Source organism: Novosphingobium kaempferiae, from assembly GCF_021227995.1.
GTDB classification, from domain to species: Bacteria; Pseudomonadota; Alphaproteobacteria; order Sphingomonadales; family Sphingomonadaceae; genus Novosphingobium; species Novosphingobium kaempferiae.
The window spans coordinates 5,238,829-5,256,042 of the sequence record NZ_CP089301.1 but is presented as its reverse complement, the minus strand read 5'-3'; the positions used below and the strand labels follow the sequence as shown (position 1 = coordinate 5,256,042).

20 protein-coding genes are annotated in these 17,214 nt (G+C 64.9%); 16 read left to right on the top strand and 4 right to left on the bottom strand.

Annotation, left to right across the window (positions count from 1 at the left end):
* The first annotated feature begins 15 nt into the window (after window positions 1–15).
* Complete coding sequence (locus LO787_RS23850) at window positions 16–1,422, top strand: NAD(P)H-dependent flavin oxidoreductase (RefSeq protein ID WP_232493439.1); 1,407 nt, start codon at window positions 16–18, stop codon at window positions 1,420–1,422.
* 22 nt (window positions 1,423–1,444) lie between these two features.
* Here LO787_RS23850 and LO787_RS23845 read toward each other — a convergent pair whose 3' ends face one another.
* From LO787_RS23845 to LO787_RS23835, 3 genes are all read right to left on the bottom strand, one after another.
* A complete protein-coding gene (locus tag LO787_RS23845; protein WP_232493438.1) occupies window positions 1,445–1,924 on the bottom strand; it encodes a DUF805 domain-containing protein in 480 nt (159 codons plus the stop codon).
* Window positions 1,925–1,955: 31 nt separating this feature from the next.
* Entirely contained in the window at window positions 1,956–3,293 is a 1,338-nt protein-coding gene (locus tag LO787_RS23840; protein ID WP_232493437.1) for an ammonium transporter, read from the bottom strand.
* 136 nt (window positions 3,294–3,429) lie between these two features.
* A complete protein-coding gene (locus LO787_RS23835; RefSeq protein WP_232496411.1) occupies window positions 3,430–4,428 on the bottom strand; it encodes a 2-hydroxyacid dehydrogenase in 999 nt (332 codons plus the stop codon).
* Between the two features lie 96 nt (window positions 4,429–4,524).
* Between LO787_RS23835 and LO787_RS23830 the strand changes: the two genes are divergently transcribed.
* Both LO787_RS23830 and LO787_RS23825 read left to right on the top strand, forming a co-directional pair.
* Window positions 4,525–5,001 carry an SH3 domain-containing protein gene (locus LO787_RS23830; RefSeq protein ID WP_232493436.1) on the top strand — a complete coding sequence of 159 codons (477 nt, stop codon included), beginning with the start codon at window positions 4,525–4,527 and terminating at the stop codon, window positions 4,999–5,001.
* Window positions 5,002–5,128: 127 nt separating this feature from the next.
* Window positions 5,129–5,503 (top strand): DUF4168 domain-containing protein, encoded by a 375-nt coding sequence (locus tag LO787_RS23825; protein WP_232493435.1) that lies wholly within the window; start codon window positions 5,129–5,131, stop codon window positions 5,501–5,503.
* 77 nt (window positions 5,504–5,580) lie between these two features.
* Here LO787_RS23825 and LO787_RS23820 read toward each other — a convergent pair whose 3' ends face one another.
* A complete protein-coding gene (locus LO787_RS23820; protein WP_232493434.1) occupies window positions 5,581–6,774 on the bottom strand; it encodes an acetyl-CoA C-acyltransferase in 1,194 nt (397 codons plus the stop codon).
* A 445-nt stretch (window positions 6,775–7,219) separates the two neighbouring features.
* On the opposite strand from LO787_RS23820, the gene LO787_RS23815 reads away from it, so the two are divergent.
* From LO787_RS23815 to nuoK, 13 genes are read left to right on the top strand one after another with little or no spacing between them, the layout of a single operon-like run.
* A complete protein-coding gene (locus LO787_RS23815) occupies window positions 7,220–7,594 on the top strand; it encodes an NADH-quinone oxidoreductase subunit A (RefSeq protein ID WP_008833064.1) in 375 nt (124 codons plus the stop codon).
* Window positions 7,591–8,160 carry a NuoB/complex I 20 kDa subunit family protein gene (locus LO787_RS23810; RefSeq protein WP_232493433.1) on the top strand — a complete coding sequence of 190 codons (570 nt, stop codon included), beginning with the start codon at window positions 7,591–7,593 and terminating at the stop codon, window positions 8,158–8,160. The genes LO787_RS23815 and LO787_RS23810 overlap by 4 nt, the downstream gene beginning before the upstream one ends.
* Window positions 8,161–8,167: 7 nt before the next feature.
* Window positions 8,168–8,977 (top strand): NADH-quinone oxidoreductase subunit C, encoded by an 810-nt coding sequence (locus tag LO787_RS23805; RefSeq protein WP_232493432.1) that lies wholly within the window; start codon window positions 8,168–8,170, stop codon window positions 8,975–8,977.
* Entirely contained in the window at window positions 8,974–10,185 is a 1,212-nt protein-coding gene (locus LO787_RS23800) for an NADH-quinone oxidoreductase subunit D (RefSeq protein ID WP_232493431.1), read from the top strand. Before LO787_RS23805 ends, LO787_RS23800 begins: the two co-directional genes overlap by 4 nt.
* Window positions 10,182–10,532, top strand: a complete 351-nt coding sequence (locus LO787_RS23795; RefSeq protein WP_232493430.1) for a nuclear transport factor 2 family protein — start codon at window positions 10,182–10,184, stop codon at window positions 10,530–10,532. The genes LO787_RS23800 and LO787_RS23795 overlap by 4 nt, the downstream gene beginning before the upstream one ends.
* A 16-nt stretch (window positions 10,533–10,548) precedes the next feature.
* Window positions 10,549–10,752 (top strand): hypothetical protein, encoded by a 204-nt coding sequence (locus LO787_RS23790; RefSeq protein WP_232493429.1) that lies wholly within the window; start codon window positions 10,549–10,551, stop codon window positions 10,750–10,752.
* Window positions 10,745–11,413 carry a complex I 24 kDa subunit family protein gene (locus tag LO787_RS23785; protein ID WP_232493428.1) on the top strand — a complete coding sequence of 223 codons (669 nt, stop codon included), beginning with the start codon at window positions 10,745–10,747 and terminating at the stop codon, window positions 11,411–11,413. The genes LO787_RS23790 and LO787_RS23785 overlap by 8 nt, the downstream gene beginning before the upstream one ends.
* Window positions 11,413–12,723, top strand: coding sequence for an NADH-quinone oxidoreductase subunit NuoF (nuoF, locus tag LO787_RS23780; protein WP_232493427.1), 1,311 nt, complete (start codon window positions 11,413–11,415; stop codon window positions 12,721–12,723). The genes LO787_RS23785 and nuoF overlap by 1 nt, the downstream gene beginning before the upstream one ends.
* A complete protein-coding gene (gene nuoG / locus LO787_RS23775) occupies window positions 12,723–14,741 on the top strand; it encodes an NADH-quinone oxidoreductase subunit NuoG (RefSeq protein ID WP_232493426.1) in 2,019 nt (672 codons plus the stop codon). Before nuoF ends, nuoG begins: the two co-directional genes overlap by 1 nt.
* A complete protein-coding gene (nuoH, locus tag LO787_RS23770; protein ID WP_232493425.1) occupies window positions 14,738–15,784 on the top strand; it encodes an NADH-quinone oxidoreductase subunit NuoH in 1,047 nt (348 codons plus the stop codon). The genes nuoG and nuoH overlap by 4 nt, the downstream gene beginning before the upstream one ends.
* A complete protein-coding gene (gene nuoI, locus LO787_RS23765; RefSeq protein WP_008833054.1) occupies window positions 15,781–16,266 on the top strand; it encodes an NADH-quinone oxidoreductase subunit NuoI in 486 nt (161 codons plus the stop codon). The genes nuoH and nuoI overlap by 4 nt, the downstream gene beginning before the upstream one ends.
* Window positions 16,267–16,293: 27 nt before the next feature.
* Window positions 16,294–16,911, top strand: coding sequence for an NADH-quinone oxidoreductase subunit J (locus tag LO787_RS23760; protein WP_232493424.1), 618 nt, complete (start codon window positions 16,294–16,296; stop codon window positions 16,909–16,911).
* Window positions 16,908–17,213 carry an NADH-quinone oxidoreductase subunit NuoK gene (nuoK, locus tag LO787_RS23755; RefSeq protein WP_043975203.1) on the top strand — a complete coding sequence of 102 codons (306 nt, stop codon included), beginning with the start codon at window positions 16,908–16,910 and terminating at the stop codon, window positions 17,211–17,213. The genes LO787_RS23760 and nuoK overlap by 4 nt, the downstream gene beginning before the upstream one ends.
* Window position 17,214: the final 1 nt, after the last annotated feature.

Sequence of the window (17,214 nt, the reverse complement as noted above, 5' to 3'; positions counted from 1 at the left end):
GAAAGACGAGAGAAGATGAGTTTCAAGGGTCTCAAGCCGATCATGTATGGTGGCCGCGAAGTGTGGCCGCTGGTCGAAGGTGGCAAGGGCGTTGCCGCGACCAACCACATGAGCTCCGGCGCGTGGGCGGCGGCGGGCGGCATCGGTACGGTCAGCGCGGTGAATGCCGACAGCTACGACGCCGAAGGCAAGATCATCCCGCAGATCTACAACGCCCTGACCCGCAAGGAGCGGCATCAGGAACTGATCGACTACGCCATCGCCGGCGCCGTCGAGCAGGTGCGCCGTGCCTATGAGATTTCGGGCGGCAAGGGCGCGATCAACATCAACGTCCTGTGGGAAATGGGCGGCGCGCAGCAGATCCTCGAAGGCGTGCTTGAAAAGACCCGCGGCATGGTCGCGGGCGTCACCTGCGGCGCGGGCATGCCGTACAAGCTGTCCGAGATCGCTGCGCGCTTCAACGTCAACTACCTGCCGATCGTCAGCTCCGCGCGTGCGTTCCGTGCGCTGTGGAAGCGCGCCTACCACAAGGTCGCCGACCTCATGGGCGCGGTGGTCTACGAGGATCCGTGGCTGGCCGGTGGCCATAATGGCCTGTCGAACGCCGAAGACCCGCTGAAGCCCGAGGATCCCTATCCCCGCGTGAAGGCCCTGCGCGACACCATGCGCGCTGAGGGCGTGCCCGATACAGTGCCGATCGTGATGGCCGGCGGCGTCTGGTTCCTGCGTGACTGGGACAACTGGATCGACAACCCCGAACTCGGCTCGATCGCGTTCCAGTACGGCACCCGCCCGCTGCTGACCCACGAAAGCCCGATCCCGCAGGAGTGGAAGGACCACCTGCGCACGCTGGAGCCGGGCGACGTGCTGCTGCACCGCTTCTCGCCGACCGGCTTCTATTCCTCGGCGGTGCGCAACCCGTTCCTGCGCAATCTGGAAGCGCGCTCGGAGCGCCAGATTCCTTACTCGAAGGTCGAGGCGGGCGAGCATACCGTGCGTCTGGACGTGGGCGTCAAGGGCAAGAACTTCTGGGTCGCCCCCAAGGATCTGGAGCGTGCGCGTTCCTGGTCGGCGCAGGGCTACACCGATGGCCTGCGCACGCCCGACGACACGATCATCTTCGTGAACCCGGCGGAGCGCGACGAGATCCGCAAGGATCAGGCCGACTGCATGGGTTGCCTGTCGCACTGCGGTTTCTCGTCGTGGAAGGACCATGACGACTACACCACCGGGCGCCTTGCCGATCCGCGCAGCTTCTGCATCCAGAAGACCCTGCAGGACATCGCCCACGGCGGCCCGGTCGACGAGAACCTGATGTTCGCGGGCCACGCGGCCTACAAGTTCAAGCAGGATCCGTTCTATTCCAACGGCTTCACGCCGACTGTGAAGGAACTGGTCGACCGCATCCTGACCGGCGACTGATCGCTTCTCGGGATACCGGGTTTCAAGCGACCGGCGCGGGTTCTCCTGCGCCGGTCGTTTCGTTTTCGGGCTTTGTTGACGGCCATGCCAGCATGGCGATGAAGCTGGCGACGGCAGGCAGGATCAGCAGCCAGTCGATGTAGCTCAGCACCATTTCGATCGGGCTGCGCACGCTCCATCCGGCGGCAATGCCGATCACGTCCAGCGCGAGCGTACGTCCGACGAGCGCCAGGAACGGCGCGCTCCACCATCCGCTGCGCCCGAAATCGTGGAAACGCCTGATCGACAAGGCCGCGAGCGGGATGGTGACGAGCACCATCGCGGTGAGCATCATCGCCTCGATCGCGGGGCTGGCTTCTATCCATGCGGTGGCCAGCGCGATCACGATCAGCGGCAGTTGGGACAGGACGAGATAGCCGATGAACTCCGATCGGCTCGCGCTGCCGCGAAAGTCGAAGGTGCGGTCAACGGTGCGCCCTGCCTGCCGAAAGTAGCTCTTCATCGGGGCATTTCCCGGCTCGACGGGGCAGGTGTCAATCGAAATCCCAGGCTTTCTCGCCATGTCCGGCGATGTCGAGGCCTTCGCGCTCGGTGTCTTCGGCGACGCGCATGGGGAAGGCGAGCGAGGCCATAAGGGCAAGGATCACGGTGCCGACCACCGACCAGACGGCGACCACCACCACGCCGATCCCCTGCGCGACGAGTTGCGCGACGGGGTTCATCCCCTCGTCGTAACCCACGCCGCCCAGCGCTTCGGAAATGAACAGCGCGAGCAGCAGGGTGCCCAGCACGCCGCCGATCCCGTGGACCGCGAAGACGCCGAGCGCGTCGTCGATCAGCAGCTTGCGGCGGATGACGATCGCCGCGAAGTGACAGATGAGGCCACCAAGCGCTCCCAGCAGGATGGCCGCGCCCGGCGAGATGAATCCCGCCGCCGGGGCGACCGTGGCGATCCCCGCGATTGCACCCGTGGCAAAGCCGATGGCGGTGGGCTTGCCGGAGGTCAGCCGTTCGACCAGCAGCCATGCCATCGCCGCTGCCGCCGCGCCGACGTGCAGCGCGATGATCGCGGCCGCCGCGTCGTCGTTGGCGGCCAGGGCGGAGCCTCCGCTCAGCGCCAGCGAGCCGATCCACAGCAGTGCGGCTCCGGCAAGTGTCAGGGCAGGGCTATGCGGTGTCACTGCACCCTGAACCACGCCCTTGCGGCGCCCGATCATCACCGCAACGACCAGCGCGGAAACGCCGGAGGTCAGGTGCACGGCCAGTCCGCCCGCCCAGTCCAGCGTGCCGACGCCTTGCGCCAGCCAGCCGCCGCCCCAGATCCAGTGCGCGACCGGCGCGTAGACGACGAGGCTCCACAGCGAAGCGAATGCGACCACCCAGCCGAACCGGGCCCGCTCCGCCCATGCGCCGACCATCAGCATGGGGGCAAGGGTGGCGAAGGCCATCTGGAACAGCGCATAGGCGCTTTCCGGAATGCCGGTTCCGTCGCGCACGTTGCCGAGTGCGATCAGCATCCAGGCATTGCCCTGGCCCAGCCAGCCGCCGCTGGAGTTCCCGAACGCGAGGGTGTAGCCGACGATGATCCAAAGGCTGGAAACAGCCGCGAAGACTGCTCCGCACTGGAGCATGACCGAGATCGTGTTCTTGCTCCGCACTCGTCCGGAAAGGAACAGCGCCGTTCCCGGCAGGGCCAGAAACGCGAGCGCGGACGCGGCCAGCAGCCACGCGGTGTCCCCGCCGTCCGCCACATCGAGACGGCCGTCCTGTGCGAAGGCGCTGGCGGGTGCAAGCGCTACGATGAGCCCCGTTAGCGCCGTCAGGATGGAGCGAACCGGCGGACCTTCGGCGATTTTCGGACGGCGAGTCATCGAAAGGGCATTCTCTCCATAGGGATGCAGGCCAAGCGATAGCGGCCAAACCCTTTATAGCCGGTTAGATCGGGAAACTAATCGCGGACAAGAGATTGCCGCCCCGATCTGGACGTTCCTGCAGGCGGAAGCGGCGTCAGGGCATGTCGGGCAGCACCATGTCCGGCGGCCGATGCCCGTCGACCCATGAGCGGATGTTCGTGATGATCCTGTGTCCGGCCGCGCCGCGTCCCTCGTAGGTGGCGCTGCCGAGGTGGGGCAGGGCGACAAGATTGGGCAGGGCAAGCAGGCGCGGGTCGACCTCCGGCTCATGCTCGAACACATCCAGTCCGGCACCGATCCGTCCCTCGGACAGCGCCGCAATCAGCGCCTCCTCGTCCACCAGACGGCCCCGGCTGGTGTTCACCAGACAGGCGCCCGGCTTCATCAGCGTGAGGCGGCGAGTGTCGATCAGGTGCTCCGTCTCCAGGCCGGCGGGGCAATGGAGGGTCAGGATGTCGGCCTCGGCAACGAGGCGGTCGAGATCGGGCTGGTGCCGGGCGGAGAGCATGTTCTCCACGGCCGGGGGCAGGCGGTGGCGGTTGTGATAGCGGATTTCCATGCCGAAGGCGCGGGCGCGATGCGCGACGGCCTGCCCGATGCGGCCCATGCCGACGATCCCCAGCGTCTTGCCGCTCAGCGAATGGCCCAGCATCACCGAAGGCCCCCAGCCCTGCCACCGGCCTTCGCGCAAGGTCCGGGCGCTCTCGCTGAACTGACGCGAGACGAGGATGATGAGGGCAAGCGTCAGGTCGGCGGTGTCGTCGGTGAAGACCCCGGGCGTGTTGGTTACGAGGATGCCGTGGGCACGGGCGGCCGCGAGATCGATGTGATCGGTCCCGGCGCCGAAGCTGGCGAGCATTGCGATGCGCGTTCCGGCCTGCTCGATCATCGCCGCGTCGATGGTGTCGGTGACGGTCGGCACCAGCACATCGCACTCGCGCATCGCCGCTTCCAGATCGGTGGGGCTCATCGGCAGGTCGTCGGGGTTGAGCACCACGTCGAACAGTTCCGCCATGCGGGCCTCGACGGCGGGGAGCAGTCGCCGCGTCACGATGACGCGGGGGCGGGGCGGAAGCGGACGCGCGGTTTCCATCTCAGGCATCTTCCCTTTGGCCGAGGCTATGCCGTCCACAGCGGCGTGGTCAAGCAGCCTTGAAGCCGCGTCGGGCGGCGCGGTATGGTTCCCGCGATGAACTGCCGGACAATCCTGCTGCCGCTCGCCATGCTGAGCGCCGCCGCTGCGCTTCCCGCCCGCGCCGCCAACGACGACAAGGTGCCGTACTGGGCCTCCGTCGATGCGGAGATCGCCAACCTGCGCGTGGGGCCGGGCGATTCGTACCGGATCGACTGGGTCTACACGCGTCCGCACCTGCCGGTGAAGGTGCTGCGCCGCGAGGGGCCGTGGCGACTGGTGGAGGATCCGGATGGCTCGAAGGGCTGGATGCGCGACCTGCTGCTGTCCCGCCAGCGCGCCGGGATCGTCAAGGACGGCGGACTCATCGAGATGCACGCTCAGGGCAGTTCAGGCTCCCCCATGCTGTGGCGCGTCGAGCCCGGCGTGGTCGGCCTGATCGGTGAGTGCAAGGACGGCTGGTGCCCGTTCGACACTGACGGCCACAAGGGATTCGTGCGCGAGGAACAGCTCTGGGGAACCGGCGCGCCCTGACCATACGGGAGGGCCATCGGGTCGGCTCACCCCATTTGCGACACTGCGCAGCAACCTTTCGGTTGGATTTACGCTGCTCAGTCCCGACGCTCCGTCCCGTTCCTACGGACACAGACAGGAGTGCGATATGAAATTGATCCATGCGATCGTCCCCGCAGCCGCCTTGAGCCTCTTCGGAACAGCGGCGATCGCGCAGGATGCAGGGGGAGCGGCCGCGCCATCCCAGCCACCGGCAGCGCAAGCCCCGGCCACGCCTCAGGGTGGAACATCCGCTTCGGTCACCGATGCCGAGGTCGGTCAGTTCGTCAAGGCGGTGACGGCGGTGCAGGCCATCGCCAAGGACACGGCGACACCCGCCGCGGACAAGCAGACCAAGATGGCCGCAGCGGTCCAACAGGCGGGACTTCCGCCTGAACGGTTCAATCAGATCGCCTCGGCATCGCAGTCCGATCCGGCGCTGATGCAGCGGATTCAGGCAGCGGCGGCAAAGCCTCAGGGCTGAAGTCTTCCAGGCCGATACGAAAAACCCCCGCCTGTAAGGGCGGGGGTTTTGTTTTGCCTATCGCCGGATCAGGGCGATCAGACCAGTTCGACTGCCACCGCAGTCGCTTCGCCGCCACCGATGCAGAGGCTGGCGACGCCCTTCTTGAGCCCCTTTTCCTTCAGCGCGTTGATGAGCGTAACGACGATGCGCGTGCCCGAGGCGCCGATCGGGTGCCCCAGAGCGGTCGCGCCGCCGTTGACGTTGATCTTGTCATGCGGAATGCCAAGGTCGTGCATCGCGAACATGGCGACGCAGGCGAAGGCTTCGTTGACTTCGAACAGGTCGACGTCGCCGAGTTCCCAGCCCACCTTCTTGAGCAGCTTGGTGATCGCGCCGACCGGGGCGGTGGTGAACTTCGCCGGTTCGTGTGCGTGGGCTTCGACGCCGACGACGGTCGCGACGGGCGAGAGGCCCTTGGCGTCGGCCACGCTCTTGCGGGTAAGCACCACGGCGGCGGCGCCGTCTGAGATCGAGCTGGAGCTGGCGGCAGTGATAGTGCCGTCCTTGGCGAACGCAGCGCGCAGGGTGCGGATCTTGTCCGGGTTGCCCTTGGGCGGCTGCTCGTCGGTATCGACGACGACTTCGCCCTTGCGGGTCTTCACCGTGACCGGCACGATCTCGCCCGCGAACGCGCCCGAGGCGATCGCTTCCTGCGCGCGGCGCAGCGATTCGATCGAGTAGTCGTCCTGATTCTCGCGCGTGAGCTGATACTCGTCAGCGGTCACCTGCGCGAACGAGCCCATCGATCCGCCTTCGTAGGCGTCTTCGAGGCCGTCGAGGAACATGTGGTCGTAGATCGTGTCATGACCGGCGCGAGCACCCGAGCGGTGCTTCTTCGACAGGTACGGCGCGTTGGTCATCGATTCCATGCCGCCCGCGATCACAACGTCGAGTGAACCGGCCGCGAGAGCCTCGGCACCCATGATGACCGTCTGCATGCCCGAGCCGCAGACCTTGTTGACGGTGGTGGCCTGAACCGACTTGGGCAGGCCGGCCTTGATCGCGGCCTGACGGGCAGGGGCTTGGCCGAGGCCGGCGGGCAGCACGCAGCCCATGTAGATACGCTCGATATCCTCGCCGGCGACGCCTGCACGCTCGACTGCGGCCTTCACCGCCGTCGCGCCGAGATCCGTTGCCGAGACTTCGGCGAAGGCACCCTGCAGGCCGCCCATCGGCGTGCGCGCGTAGGACAGGATGACGATCGGATCGGAGGCGGAAATCTGGGCCATTGGCATGCCTTTCACACTGATGACTGTTCTAGTTGACGAACGGGATAATGTTGCGCTGCGTCAATTGCAATGATGCGACAGTCTGAGAAAGGTCCGACATCGCCGGGCCGTGTTCGCGTTCTGCCGCGCCGGTATACAGAATGGAGATGGGCTTGCTCTCGGGATTGCCAAGTCGTGTCGGGATCATTTCGCGAACAATTCGCAATAAACGGTTGCGCGAAATGATGTGACGATTGCGCGGGGCGCCATTCCGGACGCATCCCTTGGGAAATTGCGGAGTTGACGGCTCCGGCGTGTTGCAATGCAATGCAGGTGGGCGGATTAATGCACCGGTACACCTTGCGACGGGCGGATTGACGGCCTAAGGACGCGCCAACTTGACGGGCTCTCCATGACCAATCCGAGTCCGTCGACGTCGCATCCGCGGTAAGAAGGCAAGAGACCATTGACCGATCTGTCGCAATACCTGCCGATCCTCATCTTCCTGGTGATCGCGCTCGGGCTTTCGTCGGTGATCGTGTTCCTCCCGCTGGGCGTCGCCCGGCTGACCGGCACGCACCAGCCCAGCGCCGACAAGAACAGCGAATATGAGTGCGGCTTCCCCGCCTTCGAAGATCCGCGCAGCCAGTTCGACGTGCGTTTCTACCTGGTGGCGATCCTCTTCATCATCTTCGACCTCGAAGCCGCGTTCCTGTTCCCCTGGGCCGTCTCGCTCAAGCTGACCGGCTGGGCCGGTTGGACGACGATGATGGTGTTCCTCGGCGAACTGGCCATCGGCCTCGCCTATGCATGGAAGAAGGGAGCTCTGGACTGGGAATGAGCACGCTCGTTAACTCAGCAGGCCAGCCCCTGGTGCCGGGTAACCCGGCAGGCGGCGCGATCGTCGCGCCCGACCAGGCGTTTTTCAAGGACCTCAACCAGGAAGTTTCCGACAAGGGCTTCCTCGTCACCTCGACCGAAGAGCTGTTCCAGTGGGCCCGCACGGGCTCGCTGTGGTGGATGACCTTCGGCCTCGCGTGCTGCGCGGTCGAGATGATCCACGTCAACATGCCGCGCTACGACATGGAGCGCTTCGGCGCCGCGCCGCGCGCTTCGCCGCGCCAGTCGGACGTGATGATCGTCGCCGGTACGCTGTGCAACAAGATGGCTCCGGCGCTCCGCAAGGTCTACGACCAGATGTCGGAGCCCAAGTACGTCATCTCGATGGGCAGCTGCGCCAACGGCGGCGGCTACTACCATTACAGCTACTCGGTGGTGCGCGGCTGCGACCGCATCGTGCCCGTCGACATCTACGTGCCGGGCTGCCCGCCGACTGCCGAAGCGCTGCTCTATGGCGTGATGCAGCTGCAGCGGAAGATCCGCCGCGTGGGCACCGTCGAGAGGTAAGGACCAGATGCCCGTTCTGCATTCCGCTCCGAAGATCGCCTCGAACGAGGGCGTCCTCGACGCTCTCGTTGCCGCGCTCGGCTCGAAAGTCGTCGCCACGAAGGAGGAGCATGGCGAGATCGTGCTCACCATCGCGCGCGACGAGATCGAGAACGCCCTGCGTGCCCTGCGCGACGAGCACCAGTACCAGCAGCTGATGGAAATCGCCGGGGTCGACTATCCGTCGCGTCCCGAGCGTTTCGAAGTCGTCTACATGCTGCTGTCGGTGACGAAGAACCATCGCCTGCTGGTGAAGGTGACCGCTGCCGAGAACACCCCGGTGCCGACCGTCACGACGTTGTGGCCGAACGCCGGCTGGCTCGAACGCGAAGTGTTCGACATGTACGGCGTGATCTTCGCCGGCAACAACGATCTGCGCCGCATCCTCACCGACTACGGTTTCGAGGGGCACCCGTTCCGCAAGGACTTCCCGCTCACCGGATACCACGAACTGCGCTACTCGGAAGAGGACAAGCGCGTCGTGTACGAGCCGGTCAAGCTTGCGCAGGATCTGCGCCAGTTCGACTTCATGAGCCCCTGGGAAGGCGCCGACTACATCCTGCCGGGTGACGAGAAGGCCGCTGAAACGCCCGCTCCACCGCCGGTCGCCGAACCAAAGGCCACCGAGAAGAAGGGCGAGAGCGGCGCCGGCGACCCCGCCGACACCAAGGCTGCGGACAAGGTGTCCGCTCCGGCACCCGCGAAGGCGAGCGACGGCAAGGATGCCGAAGCGCCCAAGGAAACCGACAGCCGTCCGGCCAAGGAGGACGACAAGTGAGCATCCAGCTCGAGCAGTCGCCCACCACCGGCGACGAGGTCATCACCAACTACACGATCAACTTCGGTCCCCAGCACCCTGCGGCGCACGGCGTGCTGCGCATGGTCATGGAACTCGACGGCGAGATTATCGAGCGGATCGATCCGCACGTCGGCCTGCTCCATCGCGGCACCGAGAAGCTGATCGAGCACAAGACGTATCTTCAGGCGCTGCCGTATTTCGACCGTCTGGATTACTGTTCGCCGCTGGCGATGGAGCACTCTTACGTGCTCGCCATCGAGAAGCTGCTGAACCTCGAGGTTCCGCTGCGCGCCCAGTACCTGCGTGTGTTGTTCGCCGAGCTGACCCGCATCTGCAACCACATGCTCAACATGGGCTCGCACGTCATGGACGTGGGTGCGATGACCCCGAACCTGTGGCTGTTCGAAATCCGCGAGGACTGCCTCAACTTCTTCGAGCGCGCATCGGGCGCCCGCATGCACTCGGCCTGGTTCCGCCCCGGCGGCGTGCACCAGGACGTGCCGCTCAAGCTGCTGACCGACATTGCCGAATGGCTCGACACGCGCCTGCCGACGCTGTTCGAGGACGCGATGAGCCTCGTCGTCGACAACCGCATCTTCAAGCAGCGCAACGTCGATATCGCCATCACCAGCAAGGAAGACTCGCTGGCATGGGGTTTCTCCGGCCCGATGATCCGCGGTGCGGGCATCCCCTGGGACATCCGCAAGGCGCAACCTTACGACGTCTACGATCGTATGGACTTCGAAGTTCCGGTCGGCACCAACTCGGACTGCTACGACCGCTTCATGGTCCGCGTCGAGGAAGTGCGCCAGTCGGCCAGGATCATGAAGCAGTGCCTTCGTGAAATGCCGGAAGGCCCGGTTTCGTCCGACGACCGCAAGGTGGTGCCGCCCAAGCGCGCGGAGATGAAGTCCTCGATGGAATCGCTGATCCATCACTTCAAGCTCTACACCGAGGGCTTCCACGTCCCGGCCGGCGAAGTCTATGTCGCGACTGAAAGCCCCAAGGGCGAATTCGGCGTCTATCTCGTCTCGGACGGTTCCAACAAGCCGTACCGCTGCAAGATCCGCCCGACCGCGTTCAGCCACCTGCAGGCGATGGACTTCATGTCCAAGGGCCACATGCTGCCCGACGCGACTGCCATCCTCGGCGCGATCGACGTCGTGTTCGGGGAGTGCGACCGTTGAGCAACCTCGACACGGCAAAGGCCATGATCGCGGCCTACAACGCGCAGGACGTGGGCACCTACGTTTCGTACATGACCGACGAGGCCTGCGAGGCAAACTACCGCGGCGACGTGGTGCGTGAGGGCAAGGAGGGCACGCGTTCCGGCCTTGCCGTCGCATTCGCCCGCTGGCCCGAGAACAAGGCCGAGATCGTCGAGGCTCAGCAGATCGGCACTTACGTGCTGATGCGCGAGCATGTGACGCGCGGCCCCGCGACCGACGGTTCGGCTCTGGTCGAACCGTTCGACGTGATCGCGGTCTACAGCTTCGAAGGCGACAAGTGTTCGCGCGTCGAATTCATCCGTTGAGCGGGGAGTGGGGCCGGTGACGAAGTTCAACACTGTCGAGATGATCCGTATCTGGGCGACCCTGACCGGGCTGTTCCTCATCGGGCTCTATTTCGTCGTTTTGTGGCTCGGGATCGCTCCCTCGCCGATGATCGCGATGCTCGCGACGGCCATCGGCGGCTTCGAGATTTTCTTTTTCGGCCAGGATCAGTGGCTGAAGCGCAGAGGTAAGCATGGCTGACCGCTATATCGAACCCGATACGCCCGAACTGCGGGCGCGTTGGGGCAACTTCGCCTGGACCGAGGCGAACGCCGCCAAGGCGAAGGACATCATTGCGCGCTATCCCGACGGGCGCCAGCGCTCGGCGGTGATGCCGCTGCTCGACCTTGCCCAGCGGCAGGTCGGTGCGGAACTGAACACGCAGGGCTGGCTGCCGATCCCGGTGATGGAATATGTCGCGGCGCAGCTCGACATGCCAATCATCCGCGTGGTCGAGGTCGCATCGTTCTACACTATGTACAACATCGCGCCGATCGGCCGCTTCCATGTGCAGGTCTGCGGCACCACGCCGTGCATGCTGCGTGGTTCGGACGACCTTCTCGCCGCCTGCAAGTCGCGCGGCATGAAGAAGGGGCACATCACCGGCGAGGGCATGTGGTCGTTCACCGAGGTCGAGTGCATGGGCAACTGCGCCTCGGCCCCGATGGTGCAGATCAACGACGACAATTACGAGGATCTGACTCCGGAACGTCTCGACGCCGTGCTCGACGCACTGGCGCGCGGCGAAACCCCGAAGGCAGGCACGCAGGATCCGGCACGTCACACCGTCGAGCCGGTGGGCGAGCCGACCAACCTCGTCGCCATGATGACCGAAAACCATGACTATCGGAGCGAGTGGTAATGGCTCTCCTCGATAAGGATCGCATCTTCACCAACGTCTACGGCTTCCAGCCGTGGAACCTGAAGGAAGCGCAGGCGCGGGGCGCCTGGGACAACACCAAGGACCTGATCGCCAAGGGGCGTGACGCCATCATCGACGAGATGAAGGCTTCGGGTCTGCGCGGTCGCGGCGGAGCGGGCTTCCCCACCGGCATGAAGTGGTCCTTCATGCCCAAGCAGCCGCCGCTCGACCAGAACGGCAACCCCAAGCCCAGCTTCCTGGTCATCAACGCGGACGAATCCGAGCCGGGTTCGTGCAAGGACCGCGAGATCATCCGCCACGATCCGCACATGCTGCTCGAAGGCGCGCTCGTCGCGGGCTTCGCCATGGGCGCACGCGCGGCCTACATCTACATCCGCGGCGAATACATCCGCGAGGCCGAGACGCTGTTCGCGGCGCGCGATGAGGCCTATGCAGCGGGCCTGCTGGGCAAGAACGCCAGCGGTTCGGGCTACGACTTCGACGTCTTCGTCCATCGCGGCGCAGGCGCCTACATCTGCGGCGAAGAAACCGCGATGATCGAGAGCCTCGAAGGCAAGAAGGGCCAGCCCCGCCTGAAGCCGCCGTTCCCGGCCGGCGCGGGCCTCTACGGCTGCCCGACCACGGTGAACAACGTGGAATCGATCGCGGTCGCTCCCACCATCCTCCGTCGTGGCGCTTCGTGGTTCTCCAGCTTCGGACGCGAGAACAACAAGGGCACCAAGCTCTTCCAGATCAGCGGGCACGTGAACCGTCCCTGCGTGGTCGAGGAAGAGATGTCGATCCCGTTCAGCGAACTGATCGAGCGTCACTGCGGCGGCATTCGCGGCGGCAAGGACAATCTGCTGGCGGTCATCCCCGGCGGTTCGTCGGTTCCGCTGGTCCCGGCCGAGCAAATCTGGGACGCGCCGATGGATTTCGACGGCCTGCGCGCCGTCGGTTCGGGCCTTGGCACCGCTGCCGTCATCGTCATGGATAAGTCCACCGACATCGTCCGCGCCATTTCGCGCCTCTCGTACTTCTACAAGCATGAGAGCTGCGGCCAGTGCACGCCATGCCGCGAAGGCACCGGCTGGATGTGGCGCGTGATGGAGCGCCTGCGCACCGGCGACGCGCATGTCGAGGAAATCGACATGCTGCAGCAGGTAACGAAGCAGGTCGAAGGCCATACCATCTGTGCGCTCGGCGACGCAGCTGCATGGCCGATCCAGGGCCTCATCCGCCACTTCCGTCCCGAGATCGAGCGCCGCATCGAGGAGCGCCACGGATCTCTGCAACAGGCAGCCGAATAATGCCCAAGGTCAAAGTAGACGGCGTCGAAATCGACGTGCCCGCTGGCGCGACCGTCCTTCAGGCGGCCGAACTCGCCGGCAAGGAAATCCCGCGCTTCTGCTATCACGAGCGCCTGAGCATCGCCGGCAACTGCCGCATGTGCCTGGTCGAGGTGAAGCCCGGACCGCCCAAGCCGCAGGCATCCTGCGCGCTTCCCGCCACTGAAGGCCAGGAGATCCGCACGGACTCCGAAATGGTCAAGAAGGCGCGGGAAGGGGTCATGGAATTCCTTCTCATCAACCACCCGCTTGACTGCCCCATCTGCGATCAGGGCGGCGAGTGCGACCTGCAGGACCAGTCGGTCGCCTATGGTCGCGGCGGTTCGCGGTATCATGAGCACAAGCGTGCCGTGACCGAGAAGTACATGGGCCCGCTCATCAAGACCACGATGACGCGTTGCATCCACTGCACCCGCTGCGTGCGCTTCTCGGAAGAGATCGCCGGCGTGGATGAGATCGGCGCGCTCTATCGCGGCGAGACGATGCAGATCACCACGTATCTGGAGAAGGCCGCGCATCACGAGATGTCGGCCAACGTGATCGACCTGTGCCCGGTCGGCGCGCTCACCAGCCGTCCCTATGCGTTCGAAGCGCGTCCGTGGGAGCTGAAGAAGACGCTCTCGATCGACGTTTCCGACGCGACCGGCGCCAACATCCGCATCGACGCGCGTGGCCGCGAAGTGCTCCGCGCACTTCCGCGCAACAACGACGACGTCAACGAGGAATGGCTGAGCGACAAGGCGCGCTTCCAGGTCGATGGCCTGACCAAGCGCCGCCTCGACAAGCCGTTCCTGCGCCGTGACGGCAAGCTGGTTCAGGCCAGCTGGAACGAGGCCTTCGCCGCGCTCTCGACGCTGAATCCCGGCGCCTCGATAGCGACTGTCGCGGGCGACATGGTCGATTGCGAGACGATGTTTGCCGCCAAGGCGCTCGTCGGCGCGCTCGGTTCGACCCTCCTCGAAGGTCGCCAGACCGGCATGGACTACGACACGTCGAGCCTCGCTGCGGTCAACTTCAACACCACCTTCAACGACATCGAGACCGCCGACGCGATCCTTATCGTCGGCTCGATGGTCCGCTGGGAAGCGCCGACGGTCAACGTCCGCCTGCGCAAGGCCGTGAAGCGTGGCGCCAAGGTGTTCCTGATCGGTCCCGAGTGGGAAACCACTTTCGGCGGCGAGTTCCTCGGCGAAGACCTTTCGGCGCTCGGCAGCCTGCCGCAGCATGTCTGGGATGCGCTGTCGAACGCCAAGCGTCCGGCGATGATCCTCGGCGGTGCGGCTCTGGGCCGTGGCGGCCTGGAAGCGGCGCTGTCGGTTGCTGGCCAGCTTAACCTCGTGCGCACGCTGGAAGACGGTACCGCATGGAACGGCTTCAACGTGCTGCACATGGCGGCCTCGCGCATGGGCGGACTGATGCTGGGCTACGCGCAGAAGGGCGGCATCGCCGATCTTGTTGCCGCGAAGCCCAAGGTGCTGATCTCGCTCGGCGCCGACGAAGTGGACTATACGAAATTCGCGGACTCGATGATCGTCTACATCGGTCACCACGGTGACAAGGCAGCCCACGCTGCCGATGTTATCCTTCCGGCCTCCGCCTACACCGAGAAGGCGGGGACTTACGTGAATACCGAAGGCCGCGTGCAGTTCGCCGACAAGGCCGTCTTCGCGCCCGGCGACGCGCGCGAGGACTGGACGATCCTGCGTGCTCTGGCTGACGCCTTCGGCGTTTCGGTTGGCTTCGACAGCTTCGACCAGCTTCGCGCCGCGATGGTATCGGCAGTCCCGGCGCTCGGCGTTGAGGGGCTCGCCGACTACGGCAGTGCGCTGCCGGCAGGCGGCGGTTCGGCTGCGGGCGCGATCGCCTATCCGATCAAGGACTTCTACATGACCAACCCGATCGCGCGCGCCAGCGCGACGATGCAGCGTTGCTCGGCAGAACTGCTGCACGGTGAAGAGTTCGCGGAGGCGGCGGAATGACTTCGTTCTTCCAATCCCTCGGCATGCCCTTCGAGGGGGCATGGCTGCTCTCGACGATCTGCGGCATTCTGCTGATCGCGCTGCCGCTGATGCTGGCCGTCGCCATGATCATCTACGTCGACCGCAAGATCTGGGCCGCCATGGCGCTGCGCCGTGGTCCCAACGTCGTCGGCCCGTTCGGTCTGCTGCAGTCCTTCGCGGACGGTCTGAAGGTCTTCCTGCAGGAAACCATCATCCCCTCGGCCGCGAACAAGGGCATCTTCCTGATCGCGCCGGTCGTCACCTTCACGGTGGCGCTGATGGCCTGGGCGGTTATCCCGTTCAATTCGAACGCGATCCTCGCCAACATCAACATCGGCCTGCTCTATGTCCTCGCGATCAGTTCGCTGGGCGTATACGGCACGATCATGGCGGGCTGGGCTTCGAACTCGAAGTACCCGTTCTTCTCGGCGATGCGCGCTTCGGCGCAGATGATCTCCTACGAAGTCTCGATCGGTTTCATCTTGATCTGCGTCGTTCTGTGGGCGGGTACGTTCAACATGAACGGCATCGTGATCGCGCAGAAGGGACACGTCTTCGGCCTGATCAACGGTTTCGTCGCGAACCCGCTGCTCTTCCCGATGTGGGTGATGTTCCTGATCTCGAGCCTCGCCGAGACGCAGCGCGCACCGTTCGACCTTACCGAAGCGGAATCCGAGCTCGTCGCGGGTTACCAGACCGAATATTCGTCGATGGCCTTCGCCGCCTACTGGCTCGGTGAATACGCCAACGTGCTCCTGATGTGTGCGCTCAACGCGACGCTGTTCTGGGGTGGCTGGCTGCCGCCGCTCGACATTCCCGTGCTCTACCTGATCCCGGGCTTCGTGTGGTTCCTGCTCAAGATCCTCTTCTTCTTCTTCGTGTTCAGCTGGGTGAAGGCGACGGTGCCCCGTTACCGTTACGACCAGCTGATGCGCCTGGGCTGGAAGGTCTTCCTCCCCGTCTCGCTGCTGTTCGTCGTGATCGTCAGCGGCTACCTCATGGCTACCGGACACTTCGCATGACCGTCGCATATCTCATCAAGAGCTTCACGCTCTGGGAGTTCGTGAAGGCGCACTGGCTGACCTTGAAGTATTTCTTCAAGCCCAAGGCGACCATCAACTACCCGTTCGAGAAGAACCCGCTTTCGCCCCGCTTCCGCGGTGAGCACGCCCTTCGCCGTTATCCCAACGGCGAGGAGCGCTGCATCGCGTGCAAGCTGTGCGAGGCGATCTGTCCGGCGCAGGCGATCACCATCGAGGCGGCCCCCCGCGTCGACGGTTCGCGCCGCACCACGCGCTACGACATCGACATGACGAAGTGCATCTACTGCGGCTTCTGCCAGGAAGCCTGCCCGGTGGACGCGATCGTCGAGGGGCCGAACTTCGAATACGCGACCGAAACGCGCGAGGAACTGCTCTACGACAAGGCCAAGCTGCTGGCGAACGGGGACAAGTGGGAGCGTGCTATCGCCGCGAACCTTGAAGCCGACGCGCCGTACCGTTAACCGGCGCGCGCAAGGACAGGGCTTCCCATGATACACGTAATCGCCTTCTACCTCTTCGCGGTGATGACGGTGGCCTCCGGCGCCATCACCATCCTTTCGCGCAACCCGGTGCATTCGGTGCTCTGGCTGATCCTGGCGTTCTTCAACGCTGCCGGCCTGATGGTGCTGACCGGCGCCGAGTTCATCGCGGCGCTGCTGGTCATCGTCTATGTCGGTGCAGTCGCGGTGCTGTTCCTGTTCGTCGTCATGATGCTCGACATCGACTTCGCCGAACTGCGTGCAGGTTTCGTCCGCTACTTCCCGTTCGGCGCACTGGTCGCTCTGGTGCTGCTGGCCGAAATCGTTCTCGGCATCGGCGCCTACCGCGCCGGTTCGCTTCAGCTCGGTACGCCTGACGGCACGGCCGCGACCGCAGCAGGTCTGTCGAACATCGAGGCGGTGGGCGGGCTGCTTTACAGCCGCTACCTGTTCCTGTTCGAAGCGGCCGGTCTGATCCTGCTCGTCTCCATGATCGGCGCCATCGTGCTGACCCATCGTGAACGTGGCGGTACGCGCGGTCAGAAGATCGCCAAGCAGAACCAGCGCCGTCCGCAGGATGCGACGGTCAACGTCAAGCCGGAAGTCGGCAAGGGGGTCTCGCTGTGATCGGCGTCGAACATTACGTGGTCGTGAGCTCGATCCTCTTCGTGCTCGGCGTCCTCGGCATCTTCATCAACCGCAAGAACGTGATCGTCATCCTGATGTCGATCGAACTGATCCTGCTTGCGGTGAACATCAACCTCGTCGCGTTCAGCGCCTTCCTGCACGACCTGACTGGCCAGATATTCGCCATGTTCGTGCTGACGGTCGCTGCGGGCGAGGCCGCAGTGGGGCTTGCTATCCTCGTGATCTACTTCCGTGGCCGCGGCACCATCGCCGTCGACGACGTCAACCGGATGAAGGGGTAAG